Raw genomic sequence first — 15569 nt, 5'->3', positions numbered from 1 at the left:
TGTTAAGGTCGGTCAATTTAGCGCGAGTGCACCGTAAAGGCAAGGCCTGGTGCCGCAGGCCACACGTCATGACGCTGCTCCCCTGGGCATTGCGCGTCTAGACAGACATCGACGGCCGCTGGGCCATCGCCGCTCGCCAGCGCTGCAGGTGCGGGTGTTGTTCGCCTGGCTTGATTCTCACAACGCGTGCAAAGTCAACGGCCACCACTGCGGTGATGTCGGCTACGGAGAAACTGTCGGTAGCGATGAAGTTGCGATCAGCCAGGCGGTCGTTCAGCATGACAAAGAACTGCTGCACCCTTGCCAGGCCGCGTTGCGCCAGTTCGGGAATCTGGGGGTAGTCCATCTGCCCGGGCAGCGCCCGGTTGGCCATGGCCGGCGCGCTGTTGCGCAGCGCTTCGGCGACGGCCAGCAGCCCTTCGGACTCGACGCGCCAGTTCCAGCTGGCAATTTGCGCCTTTTCGTTCGGGGTGGTGCCCAATAGCGGTGGCTCCGGGTAACGCGCCTCCAGGTAGGCCGTGATCGCCGCGTTGTCGGTCAGCACGGCCCCCTCTTCAGTGCGCAGCGCTGGGACCGTGCACTGCGGATTGATTTTTTGGTAGGCGCTGCTCAATTGCTCGGAATTCCTCAGGTCCACCTGGACCGTTTCATAAGCAACGCCCTTTTCGGCGAGAAAAATGCGGGCCCGGCGCGGGCTGGGCGCGGTGGCGCAGTCGTAAAGAGTGATCATGGTTGCATTCCGCTTGGAGGACAGGACAGGCAGCTGAGCATCAAAGCGGCGCGGCCAGCTTGTCCTGGGTCTTGGTGTCGAAGTCGCCCGCATCGTGGCGCTCGTGCAATTGGCTCGATGGCGCGCCCATGGTGCGGTTGACCATGCGGCCGCGCCGCACGGCCGGACGCTGGGCAATCTGGTTTGTCCAGCGCAGCACATGGCTGTACGCCTGAACCTGCAGAAATTCACCCGCTTCGTACAGCTGACCCTTGACCAGCGTGCCGTACCAGGGCCACACCGCCATGTCGGCAACGGTGTACTCGTCCCCCGCCAGATAGGCGCTCTCGGCGAGGCGACGGTCGAGCACATCAAGCTGGCGCTTGACCTCCATCGCGTACCGATCGATCGCGTATTCTATTTTTGTTGGCGCGTAAGCGTAGAAATGACCGAAACCCCCGCCCAGAAAAGGCGCGCTGCCCATCTGCCAGAACAGCCACGACAGGCATTCGGCGCGCTTGGGGCCGTCTGCGGGAAGAAAGGCGCCGAACTTCTCGGCAAGATACATCAGGATCGCGCCGGACTCAAACACCCGGACCGGCGTCGGTCCGCTGCGGTCCACCAGCGCCGGGATCTTGGAGTTTGGATTGGCTGAGACAAAACCGCTGCCGAACTGGTCGCCCTCCTGGATCCGGATCAGCCAGGCGTCGTACTCGGCGCCCGTGTGCCCTGCGGCCAGCAGATCCTCGAGCATCACCGTCACCTTGACGCCGTTGGGCGTGCCCAGCGAATACAGCTGCAGCGGATGGCGCCCGACCGGCAGCTCCTTGTCATGGGTCGGGCCCGCGGTCGGCCGATTGATACTGGCAAAGCGGCCACCGTTTTCCTTGATGCCAGACCAGACCCTGGGCGGCGTGTAAGAGGAAGAGTTGTCCATGGGCAAGGCAGTCTGTCGTGATTGATGCTTGTTGGGTGGGGGTTCCAGACGCATGGTACGCGGATCGCGGTCAATGGAAGTTTGATCCATGCTGGCGATGCTGGCTGTCCCCGCTTCAAAAGACTGCAATTCTTGCGCTGAGCGGATCTTGCGGCTTGCAGGGAGGGGCAACTGAAATCGACAGCAGGAGACAATTGTGCGTGGGCGCCAACCTGCTCAGGCCCTTCAAGGTAAAAAGGCTTCAAAACCGAAGTTCCGAAGCCTTGTATGCTTTGCTTTGCTCAGCGCAAGGCCAGGGCAGTTGGTGTCAAGCGCCAACTTTGCCGTTGGCCGGGTGTGCAGGGCTTAGTAGCCGCCGCGACCACCACCGCCGCCGTAGCCACCGCCGCCAGAACGATCTCCACCGCCATAGCCGCCCCCACCCGAACGGCCACCGCCGCCACCATAACCGCCACCACCGCCACCACCGCCACCGCCATAACCGCCTCCACCGGAACGATCGCCACCGCCGCCACCGCCGAAGCCGCCGGTGCGTGGAGGACGTGCCTCCATCGGACGGGCTTCGTTCACGGTGATGCTGCGCCCGCCCAAAGGCTGGCCGTTCATGCCGTTGATGGCCGCTTGCGCTTGGGCGTCGTTGGCCATCTCGACAAAGCCAAAGCCTTTGGAGCGACCCGTGTCGCGCTCCATCATGACTTTGGCGCTGGTGACTGCGCCGAATTGACCAAACGATTGCTGCAGGTCTTCGTCTCGCACCGTGTAAGGCAGGTTGCCGACGTATAGTTTGTTGCCCATGAAGGGATTCCTCGAAAAACACAAAAACAAAAGCGATGGGGTTCCGAAAGCAAAACACACACGAAAAGAAGCGCCGTCGCCTGCGAAACTGACCGATCACCTGATCGCTGTGCGAATGCTGTGGCACCCGCACAGTTGAAATTATGCGTCAGGAAGCGCGGGCAACAGCATTCCTTGCCCGCAACACGCGTGTCCAGCGGTGGAAACGCACGGTCCAGCCAGAATCCTCAACTATCCCGTTTCTCCATCCCGTTTTACTCTTCAGTTTCACCATCGCTACCGACCGAGCTGTCCATGAACGTTCAGCGTTGTCCTCGGCGCGCACATGGCCTTGCGCCCTGGGATGGATCTGAGGGTTTACCCAACAGCGTCTGGACGTGCTTGGCAGTTCACTCCGGCACCACTGCCCCACTCGCCTGATCCACTGGCACGGCGAACATACAAAAGCCCGCATGATAAACGGCCCTGGGGACTCGATGGCTCCAGCAGGACGCCAGGTGGCTACCAAGAGTAGAAGCTCTTTTCAACAGTGCCCGGTAAGATGGCAGACATCTCTGCCGGCCATGGCCAAAAGCAGTTCCGTGAACTGGCTACACTGAACTTTCAGCGCTGCGCCTGCTGTTTGAGGCGCAGACGTTCATTGTTTTTTTGTTGAGGATTCATCACCCATGTACAAGCATCTTTTTGTGCCCGTTGACGGCTCCGAACTTTCCCACCGTGCGATGGATGGCAGCATTGAACTCGCTCTTCAATTGGGAGCGCGCATCACGGGCTTTGTGGTCGAGCCCGATCTGCCGCTTTCAACGAACGCCCAGCGTGGTGATGAGTTCATCAATCGCATCAAGGACCATGAAGCCAAAAATGAAGCGCACGCTGCAGCCTTGTTGGGACAGTTTGAAACGCGCGCCCAAGCCAAAGGGGTGCAGTTCACCGCCCATCATGTGACCTCTTACACGGTCGATCAGACCATCGTTGACGAGGCCGAAAAAGCAGGCGCCGACATGATTGTCATGGTCACGCACGGGCGCAGCCGGGTGGGTAAATTCGTATTTGGCTCGCATACCAAGAACGTCATCATCGAAAGCCGGCTTCCCGTGCTAGTGCTGCGCTAAGGGCAGTTGATCTGGGCGCTCTGTTCGAAAAGTTTGAGCTCCAGAGCGCGTCAGTGGTTAGTTAGTCACAACCTTCATGAAGCAAACCGGTATGGATGGCGCTGTCCAGACAAGAAAACGGCCCGATTCGGGCGCCTGTTTGTTTACTCTGCTGCTGCGCTGCCAGAGGCGGCCCGGTTCTGATCGATCAGGAAATCTTCCCGGGTTTTGCCGTCGACGAGCAAGTCGTTGAGCCACTTCGGCGCGGTTCCGCGGCCGGTCCATTCCTGCCCCTCGGGTCCGCGGTATTTCGCGGGCGACGGCACGGCCGGCTTCTTGCCTTTTGTCGGACTCGCTACTTTGGCCAGTGGCTGCCTTGGCTTTTGTACCCTGGCCGCCGGACGGCTGAGCTCCTCGGCGGTGATGCCGTAGGCGGCCATTTGCTCACGCAACTGGGTCAACACGGCAGGCCGGTTCTTTTTCTGCAGTTCAGCGGCCTGCTTTTCCATGTCGAAAATTTGCTGGCGGAGTTTGACAAGTTCGTTCATTTTGGGTTCTTCTAGAGTTGTAGCAGCACGTATCGTACTGCCCCTAGGGAGCGTGCGTCTTCGTTGTTCGGTTTCCTCGAGGGCTTTGACGCATTGGCGAACGGGCGCGAAAGCGTCAATGACGCCGGCAATCAAAAGCGCGACCCGCGCGCACTGGATAGCCACACCAGCAGCATTGCGTAAAATGCAGGCAGCCTTGAGAAAGCCGCGCCCGGACTTGGTTTAGACGGATTTTTGTCTCCTCATCAACAACGTTATCCACAAGAAACGCGAACAACTTTGTCTTTACGCTTTGGACGTCAACGCCGTGTCCATTGCGGTGGCTGTCAAGGAAGTTGTCGCCTGAAGTGAAGTGAGTCAGGCTGTTTTTTGCTTGGATTCAGGCTCCTTGGTTTGTTGCTTGGTTTCTGGGTTGAGGTGCACGACATCGACATGCGCCCACTGGCGAGGCTGCCCTGACCAGCGCTGAGGATTTTCCTGGCGGGCCTGTTCATAGACGAGCGCGCGCTGCTCAAGCAGTGCCCGGTCCAGGCCGGCATGGCGCTGCGCCGGTGTCACGAAGCCAATGGCGCTGTGGCGATGCTCGTGGTTGTACCAATGGGCCAGCTCGGTGACCCAGCGCCTTGCGGCCAGCAGGTTCTCGAACGGCTTGACAGGCAGTTCGGGGCGGTACTTCAGCGTTCTGAACGCTGATTCGACGTAGGGATTGGAGCGAGCAGTCAACTGCGCCGCATGGCGACGTTGAACGACGACCTTTTCGCGTAACCCATCCGCACCATCCGCTGTTCGGTCAGGAGTTCGATCTGGTCGAGCGTGGCAGGAACTGGCGCGAAGACAGGGTTTTTTTTCACGACGCAGCGGGAGGCTCGCACTCAATGCCGGCGGTCTGGACCGACCTGGTCGCCGAGGACCCTTTCAATGCTGTGGCGCGGGGACGTGCCGCGTTCCGGGCTCAGGAGCTTGTCGAATTAGTGCAACTGATCGAGGCAATAAAGTCATGAGCCGGCCCCTTCAGTGTAAAGAAGATATTGTGCAAAGTGTAAAGGAGATTACGTCTTGGCTTGCATCTGTTCGATGCTTCTGGCATGGGAATCAGACCTGCATGTTGCACACGAAATTTCCTATCGCTTGCAGTCATCACCTTGACAGTGTCACCATACTGCACATAATTATATTTACATTTATTGATTGCTCTGATCCGAGGAGGGTCCATGCCCATAGATCGAGACAAGCACGACAAGCAAGCGGTCCTGCGCCAACACGCTGCGCTCAACCCGCGTCCGCACGGCGTCACTCACGCACTGTTCGCCAGCAACGAGTTCTTCGACCCCGACGATGTGGTGCAGGTCAAGTACGAGATGCTGCGACTGGTCAACATCGACAAGCGCTCGATCAGCGAGGCTGCCAAGGCCTGCGGCTTTTCGCGTCCCTCGTTCTACCAAGCCATGACGGCCTTCGACAACGGCGGCCTGGCCGGTTTGCTTGCCCACAAGAGTGGTCCGCACGGGGGCCACAAACTCACGCCAACGGTGCTGCAGTTCATCTGCGAGGCGCGTGCTACCGATCCGGATATTCGTGCGGAGCGCCTAGCCGAGTTGGTGCGCCAAAGTTTTGGGGTGCAAGTTCACCCTCGCAGCATCGAGCGGCAGTTGCTGCGCAAAAAAAAAACGGCGCTGATGCCGGTGTCGCCAGCGCCCTTGCCGCGCGGCGACAGTCTGGTTGCACGCTACGAGGATCTGCGCCAACAAGTGCTGGGCCGATCTGCCGTACAACCCCAGGGCCTGGCTTTGTTCACCCGTCGCGGTATGTGCGCCTGGATGCAGGCGTGGAGTCAGTGTGTGGCGCCGACACCGACGCCGGCGCCGCCACAGGGTGACCAGCAGATCTGTCCAGCGCAATTGCACAGGGACGTTGCAATGCTGCTGGCCAGCATGGTTTTGTTCAATCGGCAGGAGGCCATCGCATGATGAATGATCACCACCAGAAGGTGCAGGCCAGTCACCTCAAGCGCGACGCCTACCTCTATGTCCGCCAGTCGACGCTGCGCCAAGTGTTCGAGAACACCGAGAGCACCAAGCGCCAGTACGGCTTGCGCCAACGCGCCGTGGCGCTTGGCTGGCCAGAGGAACGAGTCATCGTCATCGATACCGATCTGGGCCAGTCCGGCGCCGCAACGGATCGCGAGGGCTTCCAGCGTTTGGTCGCTGAAGTCGGCATGGGCCACGCTGGTATCGTGCTGGGTTTGGAGGTGTCGCGCCTGGCACGCAATTCCATGGACTGGCATCGGTTGCTGGAGATCTGCGCGCTCACCTCGACGCTGATCTGCGACGAGGATGGTGTCTATGACCCAGCACACTTCAACGACCGACTGCTGCTCGGCCTGAAGGGCACCATGAGCGAGGCTGAACTGCATGTGCTGCGGGCGCGCCTGCAGGGCGGGATCTTGAACAAGGCGCGCCGCGGCGAGTTGGAGATGCGCCCGCCCGTGGGGTTGGTCTACACCAGCGAGGGCACGCTCGTGCTCGATCCTGATCAGCAAGTCCAGCATTGCCTGAGGTGGCTGTTCGCTGCGTTTGCCCGCACCGGCTCGGCCTGCGCCACGGTCAAGGCCGCGCGCGATGAGAAGTTGGCATTCCCGCGGCGCTGCGCCAAGGGTCCCCACAAGGGCGAACTGCTGTGGGGCAGCCTGACTCACGACCAGGTGCTTCGTGTGCTGCACAGTCCCAGATACGCCGGAGCGTTTGTTTATGGACGTTGCCATACGATCAGGACCATTGATGGCCGCACCCGGCTGCGTCGAATGCCGCGCGATGAATGGGTCACGTTGATCCCTGGTAACCATGCGGGGTATATCTCTTGGGAGGAGTTCGAGCTCAACCAGCATCGCCTGCATGCCAACGCGCAGGCGATGGGCACCGATCGGCGCCGCGGACCACCGCGCGAGGGCCCTGCGTTGCTGCAAGGAATGGTCTTGTGTGGGCGCTGCGGTCAACGCATGACGGTTCGCTATCACGATCGTCATGGTCAACTGTGTCCCGACTACATCTGCCAGCGCGAACGCATCAAGCACGGTCAAGCGGTGTGCCAACGCGTCCCCGGAACCGGCATTGACCAAGCGGTCGCAGCGGTGCTCATCGAGGCGGTCAATCCGGTTGCACTGGAGGTGTCGCTGGTCGTTCAACAGGAACTGCAGTCTCGCTTTGAAGAGGCCGACCGCATGCGCCATGCCCACGTTCCCCCTGTGTCAGACTAGTTGTCGCCTCCGATTTTCCGCGGGTTATCCGCAGCGCAAGCGACATTTCATGCACAGAAAACCTCATTCCCATCACTCCACCGAATTCAAGGAGCAGGCACTGCTCAAAGCCCGCCATCGCGGCGCGCGTTCAATTCTGAGCCTTGCCAGCGAGCTGAACATGTCTGCCGGCACCCTCAAGCGATGGGTGCTGGACTCGGCCAAGGCCGGCGAACAGGCACTCGGGGAGACAAGCCCTGCGCTGGACGGCCCGGCTGCATCTTGGTCGCCATCGCAGCGCCTGAGGGCTCTGCAGGAAAGCTACGCATTCAATGGCCCGGCACTGGCGGCGTGGTGCCGCGAGCGTGGTGTGTTCGAGCACCAGTTGGTGCAGTGGCGCGAAGAGTTTTGCACCCCGGTCGCGCCCGCCTCGCGCGAGGCAACGGGTGCCTTTCGAGAACTCCAGCGTCAGCACGAGCAGCTCCAGCGTGAATTGCGGCGCAAGGAAAAAGCGCTGGCCGAGGTAGCCGCCTTGCTGGTGTTGCAAAAAAACTTCCAGGCGCTGCTGGAGGGCGCGGACAAATGACGTCCGTCCAGCAGCGCCAAAAGTTGCTCGGCCTGATCGGCAAGGCCTGCGCCGACGGGGCGCGCTTGAAGCCGGCTTGCCATCAAATCGGGCTGTCCTGCCGTAGCGTGCAGCGCTGGCAGCGCACGCAGGCGGCCGAGGGCGACCAGCGTCCTTCGGGCAAGCGGCGCTATGTGTGCCCGCCCAACAAGCTGCGCGAGGACGAGCGCCAGGCGGTGATGGCCACGCTCAACAGCGAAGCGTTCAAGGACTTGCCGCCGAGCCAAGTCGTGCCTCGCCTGGCCGACCGCGGCGTCTATGTGGCCTCGGAGTCCACGATGTACCGAATACTTCGACAGCAGGGCCAACTGGGCCATCGACGCTCGGAGCGCGCAGCGCAAAAGCGAAGCCGGCCGCGCGCCCTTGCCGCCACCGGAGCCGATCAGGTGTTCTGCTGGGATATCACGTATCTGCCCACTCAGGTGCGCGGCCAGCACTTTTACCTGTACCTGTTCGAGGATTTGTTCAGCCGCAAGATCGTGGGCTGGCAGGTGTTTGACTGCGAGAGCGCCGAGCTGGCCAGCCAGTTGCTGCGTGACATCTGTGAGAGCCAGGGCATTCGCCCGGGCCAGCTGACGGTGCATTCGGACAACGGCTCGCCCATGAAGGGCGAGACCATGCTGGCGGCCATGCAGCGCCTGGGCGTGGCGCACACGCGCAGCCGTCCGTCCGTGAGCAATGACAATCCGTACGTCGAATCAGCGTTCAGAACGCTGAAGTACCGCCCCGAACTGCCTGTCAAGCCGTTCGAGAACCTGCTGGCCGCAAGGCGCTGGGTCACCGAGCTGGCCCATTGGTACAACCACGAGCATCGCCACAGCGCCATTGGCTTCGTGACACCGGCGCAGCGCCATGCCGGCCTGGACCGGGCACTGCTTGAGCAGCGCGCGCTCGTCTATGTGCGTATTCCGGTGAACGTGACCGCTGATTCCGGCAACGTGACCGGCATTCCGGCGAACGTGACCGGGGGTCGGTGTTGCGCGTTTTGATTTTATGCCGGCCCGCTTTCCCGGCTGTTTTGCCCTTCTGTGGAATTGAATTTTTTGAACGAATAGGCCCCTGCCAGGCCGCCGGAGGCCCCCTGCCGTGGGGGCCTACTTGTCGGCGATCCCTTTTGCGGGCGGGTTTTTTTTTACGCAGCGATTCGCCCGTGAGCGTGAAGCGGTGATGGTTTTGCATGAGCCGATCAAGCATGGCATCGGCCACAGTTTGGTCACCTATCCACTCGTGCCAGTGCTCAATGGGCAACTGGCTGGTAATGACGGTGGCGCGCTGGCTGGCCCGGTCGTCAATGATCTCCAGCAGATCGGCCCGGGTTTGACTGTCCATGGCGGCCATGCCCCAGTCGTCGAGCAGCAAGACGTCCGTGTTTTTGAGCGTGTCCAGCCAGCGCGTAAAGGTGCCGTTGGCGTGGCGAATGCGCAGTTCCTCGCCCAAGCGGGGAACCCGCAGGTACAGCGCACTGTGGCCACGCCGGCAGGCATGCTGGGCCAGCGCGCACGCCAGCCAGGACTTGCCCGCGCCGGTGGCTCCGGTGATCAGCACGGCGTGCCCGGCATTGACCCATTCGCCCAAAGCTAGACTCATCACCGCGCTGCGTTCAATGCCCCGGGTGCTGCGGCTGTCCAAATCTTCTATGACCGCTTGCGGGTATTTGAGTTTGGCGGTTTTGAGCAATCGCGCACAGCGCCGGTCTTGCCTGCCATGCACCTCCCGGTCGACCAGCAAGGCCAGCCGTTCTTCAAAGCTCATGGCGCCGATGCCGCTTTGCTGGAGCTGGTGCTCCAGCGCCTGGGCCATGGTTTCCAGGCGCAGACTGCGCAGTTGATTCAAGGTGGTGTTCATCATCATTTTGGAATTCTCTGTAAAGGGTTTCATTGGTAGTAGTTCGCGCCACGCACGTGGGCGTGTGCGGGGCGATGTCCACTCTGGCGTGGTGCTCGCTTGCAGCAGGTCGCGCCGGTTGAGCAAGATGTCGCGGATGTGGGTGTATTTGCTGGTGCCCAAGCTCAACGCCAAGGTGCAGGCCGCCTCCAGCCTGGCGTCGCCCGTAGCGTTTGGAGAGGGACAGCAGGCCCAAACAGGCGCGGTAGGCGTGCTCGGGATGGGGTTGGCGCTGCAGCATCTTTTGCACCGTGGCCGCACAGGCCACCCCAATACGCGCGGCCCCAGGCGATGAGCCGCTCGGGCGTCCACTGCGCCTGGTGCTGGTGGCGCTCGGGCAGGTGTTCAATCACGGTGGTAAAGCTGCCTTTGTGGGCGCAGCGCATGTGGCTGGCCACCCGGTTGCCACGGTGCAAGACTTCTACCGCATGGGCGGTGACGCGCAACTCCAGCGCCAGGCCAACCAGGGCGTTGGGCACGCTGTAGCGGTGGCCCTCGAATTCGACGTGGCTGTCGATGTGCACGCGCACCGTCTTGAAGACCGCCCATTCCCAGGGCTGCAGCGGCAGGGCCATCAGGGCCGGTGCGTCGATCTGCGCGAACACGCTGGCGCGGCTGCCGGGCAACTTTTGAAAGGCACGCTGGTTGAGCCAGTGCAGCAAGGGGGTGATGGCGTCGTTGACCTCCTCCACGCTGGTGAACTGATGCTTGCGCAGGCGTGCCAGGATCCAGCGCTCGACCAGCAAAAACGCTCAGCTCGACCTTCGGTTTGTCCTGTGGGTGATAAGCGCGCGCAGGAAGCACACTGCAGCCGTAGTGACGGGCAAAGTCCTGCACGCTGTCGGTCAGCAGCGGCTCGTAGCGGTCGGCCTTGGTCACCAGGGCGCGCGGGTTGTCGGGGATGATGAGCTGGGGCACGCCGCCATAAAAGGTCAACGCCTGCGCGGTGGCGCCCAGCCAGTCGCGTGCCGTCTGCGCGGGCGTAGCCAGGCAAAAGCAGTAGCCCGACACGCCCATGGCCGCCACAAAGAGGTTGGCGCGGCCAATTTCCTGCCCGTGCACCCTCAGGGCCAGCGTCGGGCCGGCATAGTCGATGAAGAGTTTCTCACCGGCGCGGTGGACCTGGCGCATCGAGCGTTTGAGCCGTTTGGCAAACTGGCGGTAGTTCTCGCAAAACTGCGAGTAGCGCCAGGGCTTCAGGGGCCAGTCCGCACGGTGCTCGTCGCCGACCTGGGCGCAGTATTCCTCCCACAGCAGCATGAGCGTCACACCCTTTGCGGCCAAGCTCCTGGTGAAGCCGCCCGAAGTCGGCTTGCGCATAGGTCTGGCTGGCGCGAGACGACGCCAGCAGGCGTCGCTCCAGCGCGGCTTCGTCCAGGGCTGAAATGGCCGGCCAGTCCAGCCCGGCGGCGACGGCCAGGCCCACGTATTTGGTGACGACACCTTTGGAGAGCCCCAGGGCACCGGCGATTTGTTGATGGGACTGTCCACCCTCGAATTTCAGACGCAGGGCGTCTTTGAGTTTGCGCATATTGATCCTTAAGGCGGGCATGTGTCTCTTTGCAAAAAGCATCGAAGCTACACGCCACGCCGGGTTTCGTTCATGCGCAACACCGTGCCGACGGCGTATACCGCCGTGCCGACTGTCGTGACCAAAGACATCGGTCACGTTCGTCGGAATCAGCGGTCACGTTGCCGGAATCCCTCCGGTCACGTTCACCGGAATGTCGGTCACGATCCCGGAATCACCGGTCACGTTGGTCCGGAATACTCATCTATGAACAGGCCCGCCAGGAAAATCCTCAGCGCTGGTCAGGGCAGCCTCGCCAGTGGGCGCATGTCGATGTCGTGCACCTCAACCCAGAAACCAAGCAACAAACCAAGGAGCCTGAATCCAAGCAAAAAACAGCCTGACTCACTTCACTTCAGGCGACAACTTCCTTGACAGCCACCGTTACCTACGCAAAGCAAAGCCATCGGGCTAGGCAAGTGGGCGTGCCCAAATACCTGAGTTCAAATGTCGCATGAGCAGCTTGAAAAATATTCGTTTTTAAACGAAAATATGGCATGTATGAAATTCGCCATTATTTAACCAGCGAGGAGAAAGATGTCTACCTTGACTGGCTGCGAAAGCAGCGTGATACCACCGCCAGAATTGCGATAGATCGGCGGGTGATTCGGGTGGAGCAGGGCAACTTTGGCGACCATAAGTTCTGTCGCGATGGCGTGTGGGAGCTTCGCATTGAGTGGGGGCGGGCTATCGTGTTTATTACGCCATGGCAGGCAAGAAGATCGTCTTGCTGCTGTGCGGTGGCGACAAGCGGGGGCAGGATGCGGACATAGATCGCGCTTGTGAGTATTGGCAAGACTGGCAAAGGAGAACGGACGATGAAAGATAGAGCACACGACGATGCAATGGCCCAGGTGTACCGGAAGACCCCGCCTACGCGGCCCAATTGCTCAGCAGCATTCTTGAGGATGGCGATCAGGGCGAGTTGTTGACCGTACTGCGACAATGACGAAAGCATTTGGCGGCGTGCAAACCATCGCCGAGCAGGCACACCTGAACCCGACACAGCTTTACCGCACCTTGTCACCAGAAGGCAACCCTGCGCTCAGCAGTCTTTCTGCCATTTTGAAAGCGATGGGATGCGCCTGGCCGTCCAGCCCATGCAGGCTCCAGGGGCACATGCATGACCCAAGGCACAGCAGATAAACACCTTTTTCTGACCGCATCACGATTCGTCAATAAGGCCGGTAAGGCCAGGGCAGGCGCCAGACTCAGGCTTGCAAAGGCCCGGGGCGCGTAGACCAGCACCGAGTCGGATTGCGGGGGAACGCTCTGGCTGTCAGCGGCTGGCAGCGGCGGGCTGCTCTTTAAGCCTTCCTGCAACGTCTGGCTGATTTCAGCCTCGATGCGGCAGATGCGCTCGGCATACAGCTGCGTCAAGGCGCCGTGGTGCTCGGCTGCGGCCTGATGCTCGACCCGCTTGATTTTGGCCTCCTCCAGGTATTCGCGCGATTTGAGCAGGTGCCGGTCCATCGGCGGCTTGAAAAGAGAAAACTTCATCAGATCCTTTGTCCCTATAGGTGGCCAAAGCGTAGCCGGTCCTGTTCGAAAGCTCAACAGCTCAATGGCCGCCATAGCGCGTTCTATCACACCTTCTATCACCGGCGCGAACCCAGTAGACCGCTGCGCCAGCACATCGTGCGCAGGAAAACTGGCAAGACGATGTCTGAAAGCATTTTTGCACAAGCTGATCAATCAAATTTAACATTAACTTAACATAAGATACATCGTGGAATGTGCAAATGTAGTTCAGCCCCTTGGAAGCCTGGATGCTTCTAGGAATTATGTTCAGTGTCCCGCATCAGGCTCTCACTGCAGGTATCGCTGATCGCCGTGGAGGCTGTCTTGACTGTCACGCCGTGCGCCTGGCCTGGGCAGTTCATCCCACAATCCCGCACCTGTTGGGAAAACCCCGGCAACACGCTGATGCCCACCATCTTCTTCAGATCAGACATCGAGGCGGTCGAATACTCGCGTGTCTCGTCGATTGATGGTTTCCGGCGCGCTGCTGCTTCAGGCTGTAGAGCACCTTCCACAGGTATGTGGACACCAGGACATGGTCGACTTGCTTGATGCCGCTGCCAATATAGGCAGGGCCGCAAACGAAGTAAAGCTCTCAGCGTCGCCACAAAATAGCTTATCGGGAGACCGTCGATGGCGCTGGCTCCTGCCCTTGCATGATATTCATCAGCTGATCGTGCCTGTTCGCATACCAGCGCAGCAGGCATTCCCGGTCCCGGCACGTCGCCTCGCGCCTGCGCCACTCTTCGCTGTTCTGGTGCCGAAAGGCGCCGCCGTCGGAGGCCGCGTTTTTGGCCCGTGCGTACACCCGGCCTAGTTCGTGGTCGAGTCGGGAAAGCTCGGCGTCCGAGCAGATCATCTTCTCGGGCATAGAGCGTGCCTTGGCGCAGTCGAAACTCGGTCCGGGCGATGTTGCCGCGCCCGGCTCGTGCGGCGCTGGTGGAGCCGCTTGTGCGGCCTCATTGCGGCGGGCCTGCGATGGCGGCATCAAGGCTTGGGAAGGCTTTGAAGTGCCCTCCTGCACCGACCTGACCGGCTGGTCCAGCGCCTTCAGCCCTGCGGCTGCAAACCGTGACTTTTCATGGGCTTGGCCGTACCTGGCCAAGTACGTGCGCAGGCTGTCCGCGTATAGGCGTTCGGCACGCCTGCGCAGCTCGGCGCGGCTGGCTCTGGCAGAGCCGTCCTCCAGGGCGAGCCCCGCATAAAGCCAGCCCAGCTGGTACTTCGCGTCGGCGGACTCGACGGAGTCCATCCCCTTGAGCTTGTCCGCCACCCGGCATGACATCAGGAACGCCACTTCGGCGTCGCGCGGCCGGCCTGCCGCAGCCGCTTCCTTGCCCAGGACAATGAACGAGGCGATATGGCTCGCGGTCATGCCGGACAAGTCGGCCTGCAGGGTAAATTTCCCGTCCTTCCTGCCGGCGACTGTCGCTGCCGGCTGCAAGGGACAGGCGGCTCGCTGCACGGGCGTCAGTGCTGCGCTCTGCGGCGCAGCCGTTGCCTTCGGTTGATCGGGTACAGGCGATGAAGCGGCCATGACCCAGCATCAACAGCCATGCGCCCGCTACGGCTGCCGCCCCGCGCCCAAGCGCGGATGCAAAGCTGACTCCCTGACGTTTGATGATGACCATGCCGATACCATAGCGCGGCACGGGGAGCGCGAGGGTAGGACTTCACCCATTGATCGAAAAAAGCGCTTCTTGGCAATGTCAATGCGACCCAGGCATGGGAGGTAAGGTGAAAGCTTGGCTCAACCTGCAGCTCGGCCCTTGATAGCTTGATGCTGGCTGCATAGACAAATGGCAGCAGTGAAATTCACTCGATGTTGATGCTTTGAGTCCGCATTTCAGCGCTGTGCGCTCTGTAAATGATGACACGTCTTAGCCAGCTTCCCAACGCTGACACATTGACAATGCTTGAGTCGAGCGGCCAGGGCTTCGCGATGGTCAAGCATGTTTGTCCTTCTGTTGTGGCGCATCAGGCTTGCTCGGATTGCGCCGCACGCGTTACCGGGGCTTGGCCAAAACGAGCCTGCAGCATGGGGTGACGGGGGTCGCCATGAATGTCAAGCGGATCACGGCATGCCTAACCGGCCAGCCTCGGGAGAAAACACGAACATCGCGCTTCGCCCCGCTGGCGTCATGAACTTGACAATTCGCCAACAGTGCCCCTACCGTTCATCGCGCTTTACCGCCACCATAGGGAGCCTTACCATGGAACCATTTCTAGGTCAAATTCAACTACTTCCGTATAACTTCGCCCCAAACGGCTGGGCATTCTGCGAAGGGCAACTCATGGCCATTTCGCAAAATACTGCCCTCTTCAGTTTACTGGGCACAACCTATGGAGGAGACGGTGCTACGACCTTCGCATTGCCAAATCTGAAGGGTAAAGAGCCAGATCCCAACACGCACTTTTGCATTGCGTTGGAGGGATATATCCGTCCAGGTCCTAATATGCCTTGCCCACTACTTGGTCGAGGCATAGCCTTGGGGGGAGGATTCACAGGCAGGTGCGGCTTTATTGGCACACGACCCCGCCTTCGAGTGTGGGGTCCGGGACCAGTGCGCGCTTGAGTTGCTCGTTTTCATCTTGCAGGCTGCGTAATTTCCCCGTGTGGCGCTGAATGTGCAGAAGTCCATTGCGTATAGGGTCAA

13 protein-coding genes and 5 pseudogenes are annotated in these 15569 nt (G+C 60.8%); 9 read left to right on the top strand and 9 right to left on the bottom strand.

The window, feature by feature from the left end:
• Positions 1 to 97 precede the first annotated feature (97 nt).
• The 3 genes from ABLV49_RS23420 to ABLV49_RS23410 form a co-directional block, all read right to left on the bottom strand.
• Positions 98 to 730 carry a glutathione S-transferase family protein gene (locus tag ABLV49_RS23420; protein ID WP_349282495.1) on the bottom strand — a complete coding sequence of 211 codons (633 nt, stop codon included), beginning with the start codon at positions 728 to 730 and terminating at the stop codon, positions 98 to 100.
• 40 nt (positions 731 to 770) lie between these two features.
• Positions 771 to 1646: a glutathione-dependent disulfide-bond oxidoreductase gene (yghU, locus tag ABLV49_RS23415; RefSeq protein WP_349282493.1), complete on the bottom strand. Its 876-nt coding sequence runs from the start codon at positions 1644 to 1646 to the stop codon at positions 771 to 773.
• 345 nt (positions 1647 to 1991) lie between these two features.
• Positions 1992 to 2441, bottom strand: coding sequence for an RNA recognition motif domain-containing protein (locus ABLV49_RS23410; protein WP_349282491.1), 450 nt, complete (start codon positions 2439 to 2441; stop codon positions 1992 to 1994).
• Positions 2442 to 3109: 668 nt separating this feature from the next.
• Between ABLV49_RS23410 and ABLV49_RS23405 the strand changes: the two genes are divergently transcribed.
• Positions 3110 to 3553 (top strand): universal stress protein, encoded by a 444-nt coding sequence (locus tag ABLV49_RS23405; RefSeq protein ID WP_349282489.1) that lies wholly within the window; start codon positions 3110 to 3112, stop codon positions 3551 to 3553.
• A gap of 143 nt (positions 3554 to 3696) precedes the next feature.
• Here the strand turns inward: ABLV49_RS23405 and ABLV49_RS23400 are convergent, their stop codons facing one another.
• The 3 genes from ABLV49_RS23400 to ABLV49_RS23390 all read right to left on the bottom strand — a co-directional run bounded on the left by ABLV49_RS23400 (position 3697) and on the right by ABLV49_RS23390 (position 4931).
• Positions 3697 to 4080, bottom strand: a complete 384-nt coding sequence (locus tag ABLV49_RS23400) for an H-NS histone family protein (protein WP_349282487.1) — start codon at positions 4078 to 4080, stop codon at positions 3697 to 3699.
• A gap of 357 nt (positions 4081 to 4437) precedes the next feature.
• A complete protein-coding gene (locus ABLV49_RS23395; RefSeq protein WP_432280036.1) occupies positions 4438 to 4803 on the bottom strand; it encodes an integrase core domain-containing protein in 366 nt (121 codons plus the stop codon).
• Positions 4800 to 4931: a hypothetical protein gene (locus ABLV49_RS23390; protein ID WP_349282485.1), complete on the bottom strand. Its 132-nt coding sequence runs from the start codon at positions 4929 to 4931 to the stop codon at positions 4800 to 4802. Before ABLV49_RS23390 ends, ABLV49_RS23395 begins: the two co-directional genes overlap by 4 nt.
• Between ABLV49_RS23390 and ABLV49_RS23385 the strand changes: the two genes are divergently transcribed.
• The 5 genes and pseudogenes from ABLV49_RS23385 (at position 4884) to ABLV49_RS23365 (ending at position 8926) form a co-directional block, all read left to right on the top strand.
• On the top strand, positions 4884 to 5081 hold the full coding sequence (locus ABLV49_RS23385; protein ID WP_349282768.1) for a DUF5372 family protein: 198 nt from the start codon (positions 4884 to 4886) through the stop codon (positions 5079 to 5081). The genes ABLV49_RS23390 and ABLV49_RS23385 overlap by 48 nt on opposite strands.
• A 210-nt stretch (positions 5082 to 5291) precedes the next feature.
• Positions 5292 to 6047 carry a helix-turn-helix domain-containing protein gene (locus ABLV49_RS23380; protein ID WP_349282519.1) on the top strand — a complete coding sequence of 252 codons (756 nt, stop codon included), beginning with the start codon at positions 5292 to 5294 and terminating at the stop codon, positions 6045 to 6047.
• Positions 6044 to 7303: pseudogene (locus ABLV49_RS23375) on the top strand (recombinase family protein); the annotation flags it as partial. The gene ABLV49_RS23380 and the pseudogene ABLV49_RS23375, both read left to right, overlap by 4 nt.
• 79 nt (positions 7304 to 7382) lie before the next feature.
• Entirely contained in the window at positions 7383 to 7898 is a 516-nt protein-coding gene (locus ABLV49_RS23370) for a transposase (RefSeq protein ID WP_349279284.1), read from the top strand.
• Positions 7895 to 8926 carry an IS3 family transposase gene (locus tag ABLV49_RS23365; RefSeq protein WP_349282517.1) on the top strand — a complete coding sequence of 344 codons (1032 nt, stop codon included), beginning with the start codon at positions 7895 to 7897 and terminating at the stop codon, positions 8924 to 8926. Before ABLV49_RS23370 ends, ABLV49_RS23365 begins: the two co-directional genes overlap by 4 nt.
• 133 nt (positions 8927 to 9059) lie before the next feature.
• On the opposite strand, the pseudogene istB reads toward ABLV49_RS23365, so the two are convergent.
• A pseudogene (istB, locus tag ABLV49_RS23360) lies at positions 9060 to 9788 on the bottom strand (IS21-like element helper ATPase IstB); the annotation flags it as partial.
• A 23-nt stretch (positions 9789 to 9811) separates the two neighbouring features.
• Positions 9812 to 11373: pseudogene (gene istA / locus ABLV49_RS23355) on the bottom strand (IS21 family transposase).
• A gap of 515 nt (positions 11374 to 11888) precedes the next feature.
• Between istA and ABLV49_RS23350 the strand changes: the two are divergent.
• Positions 11889 to 12220: pseudogene (locus tag ABLV49_RS23350) on the top strand (type II toxin-antitoxin system RelE/ParE family toxin).
• Positions 12210 to 12518, top strand: a pseudogene (locus ABLV49_RS23345) (DNA-binding protein). The pseudogenes ABLV49_RS23350 and ABLV49_RS23345 overlap by 11 nt, the downstream one beginning before the upstream one ends.
• A gap of 1010 nt (positions 12519 to 13528) precedes the next feature.
• Here the strand turns inward: ABLV49_RS23345 and ABLV49_RS23340 are convergent.
• The gene (locus ABLV49_RS23340; RefSeq protein WP_349282515.1) at positions 13529 to 14377 is read right to left on the bottom strand and encodes a lysozyme inhibitor LprI family protein; all 849 of its coding nucleotides are present in this window, start codon (positions 14375 to 14377) and stop codon (positions 13529 to 13531) included.
• 616 nt (positions 14378 to 14993) lie between these two features.
• Between ABLV49_RS23340 and ABLV49_RS23335 the strand changes: the two genes are divergently transcribed.
• The gene (locus ABLV49_RS23335) at positions 14994 to 15488 is read left to right on the top strand and encodes a phage tail protein (protein WP_349282513.1); all 495 of its coding nucleotides are present in this window, start codon (positions 14994 to 14996) and stop codon (positions 15486 to 15488) included.
• Positions 15489 to 15569: the final 81 nt, after the last annotated feature.

Origin of the sequence: Polaromonas hydrogenivorans, from assembly GCF_040105105.1 — a bacterium.
Lineage (GTDB): Bacteria > Pseudomonadota > Gammaproteobacteria > Burkholderiales > Burkholderiaceae_C > Polaromonas > Polaromonas hydrogenivorans.
The sequence above is the reverse complement of the archived record's forward strand: the minus strand, read 5'-3'. Positions and strand labels throughout refer to the sequence as shown.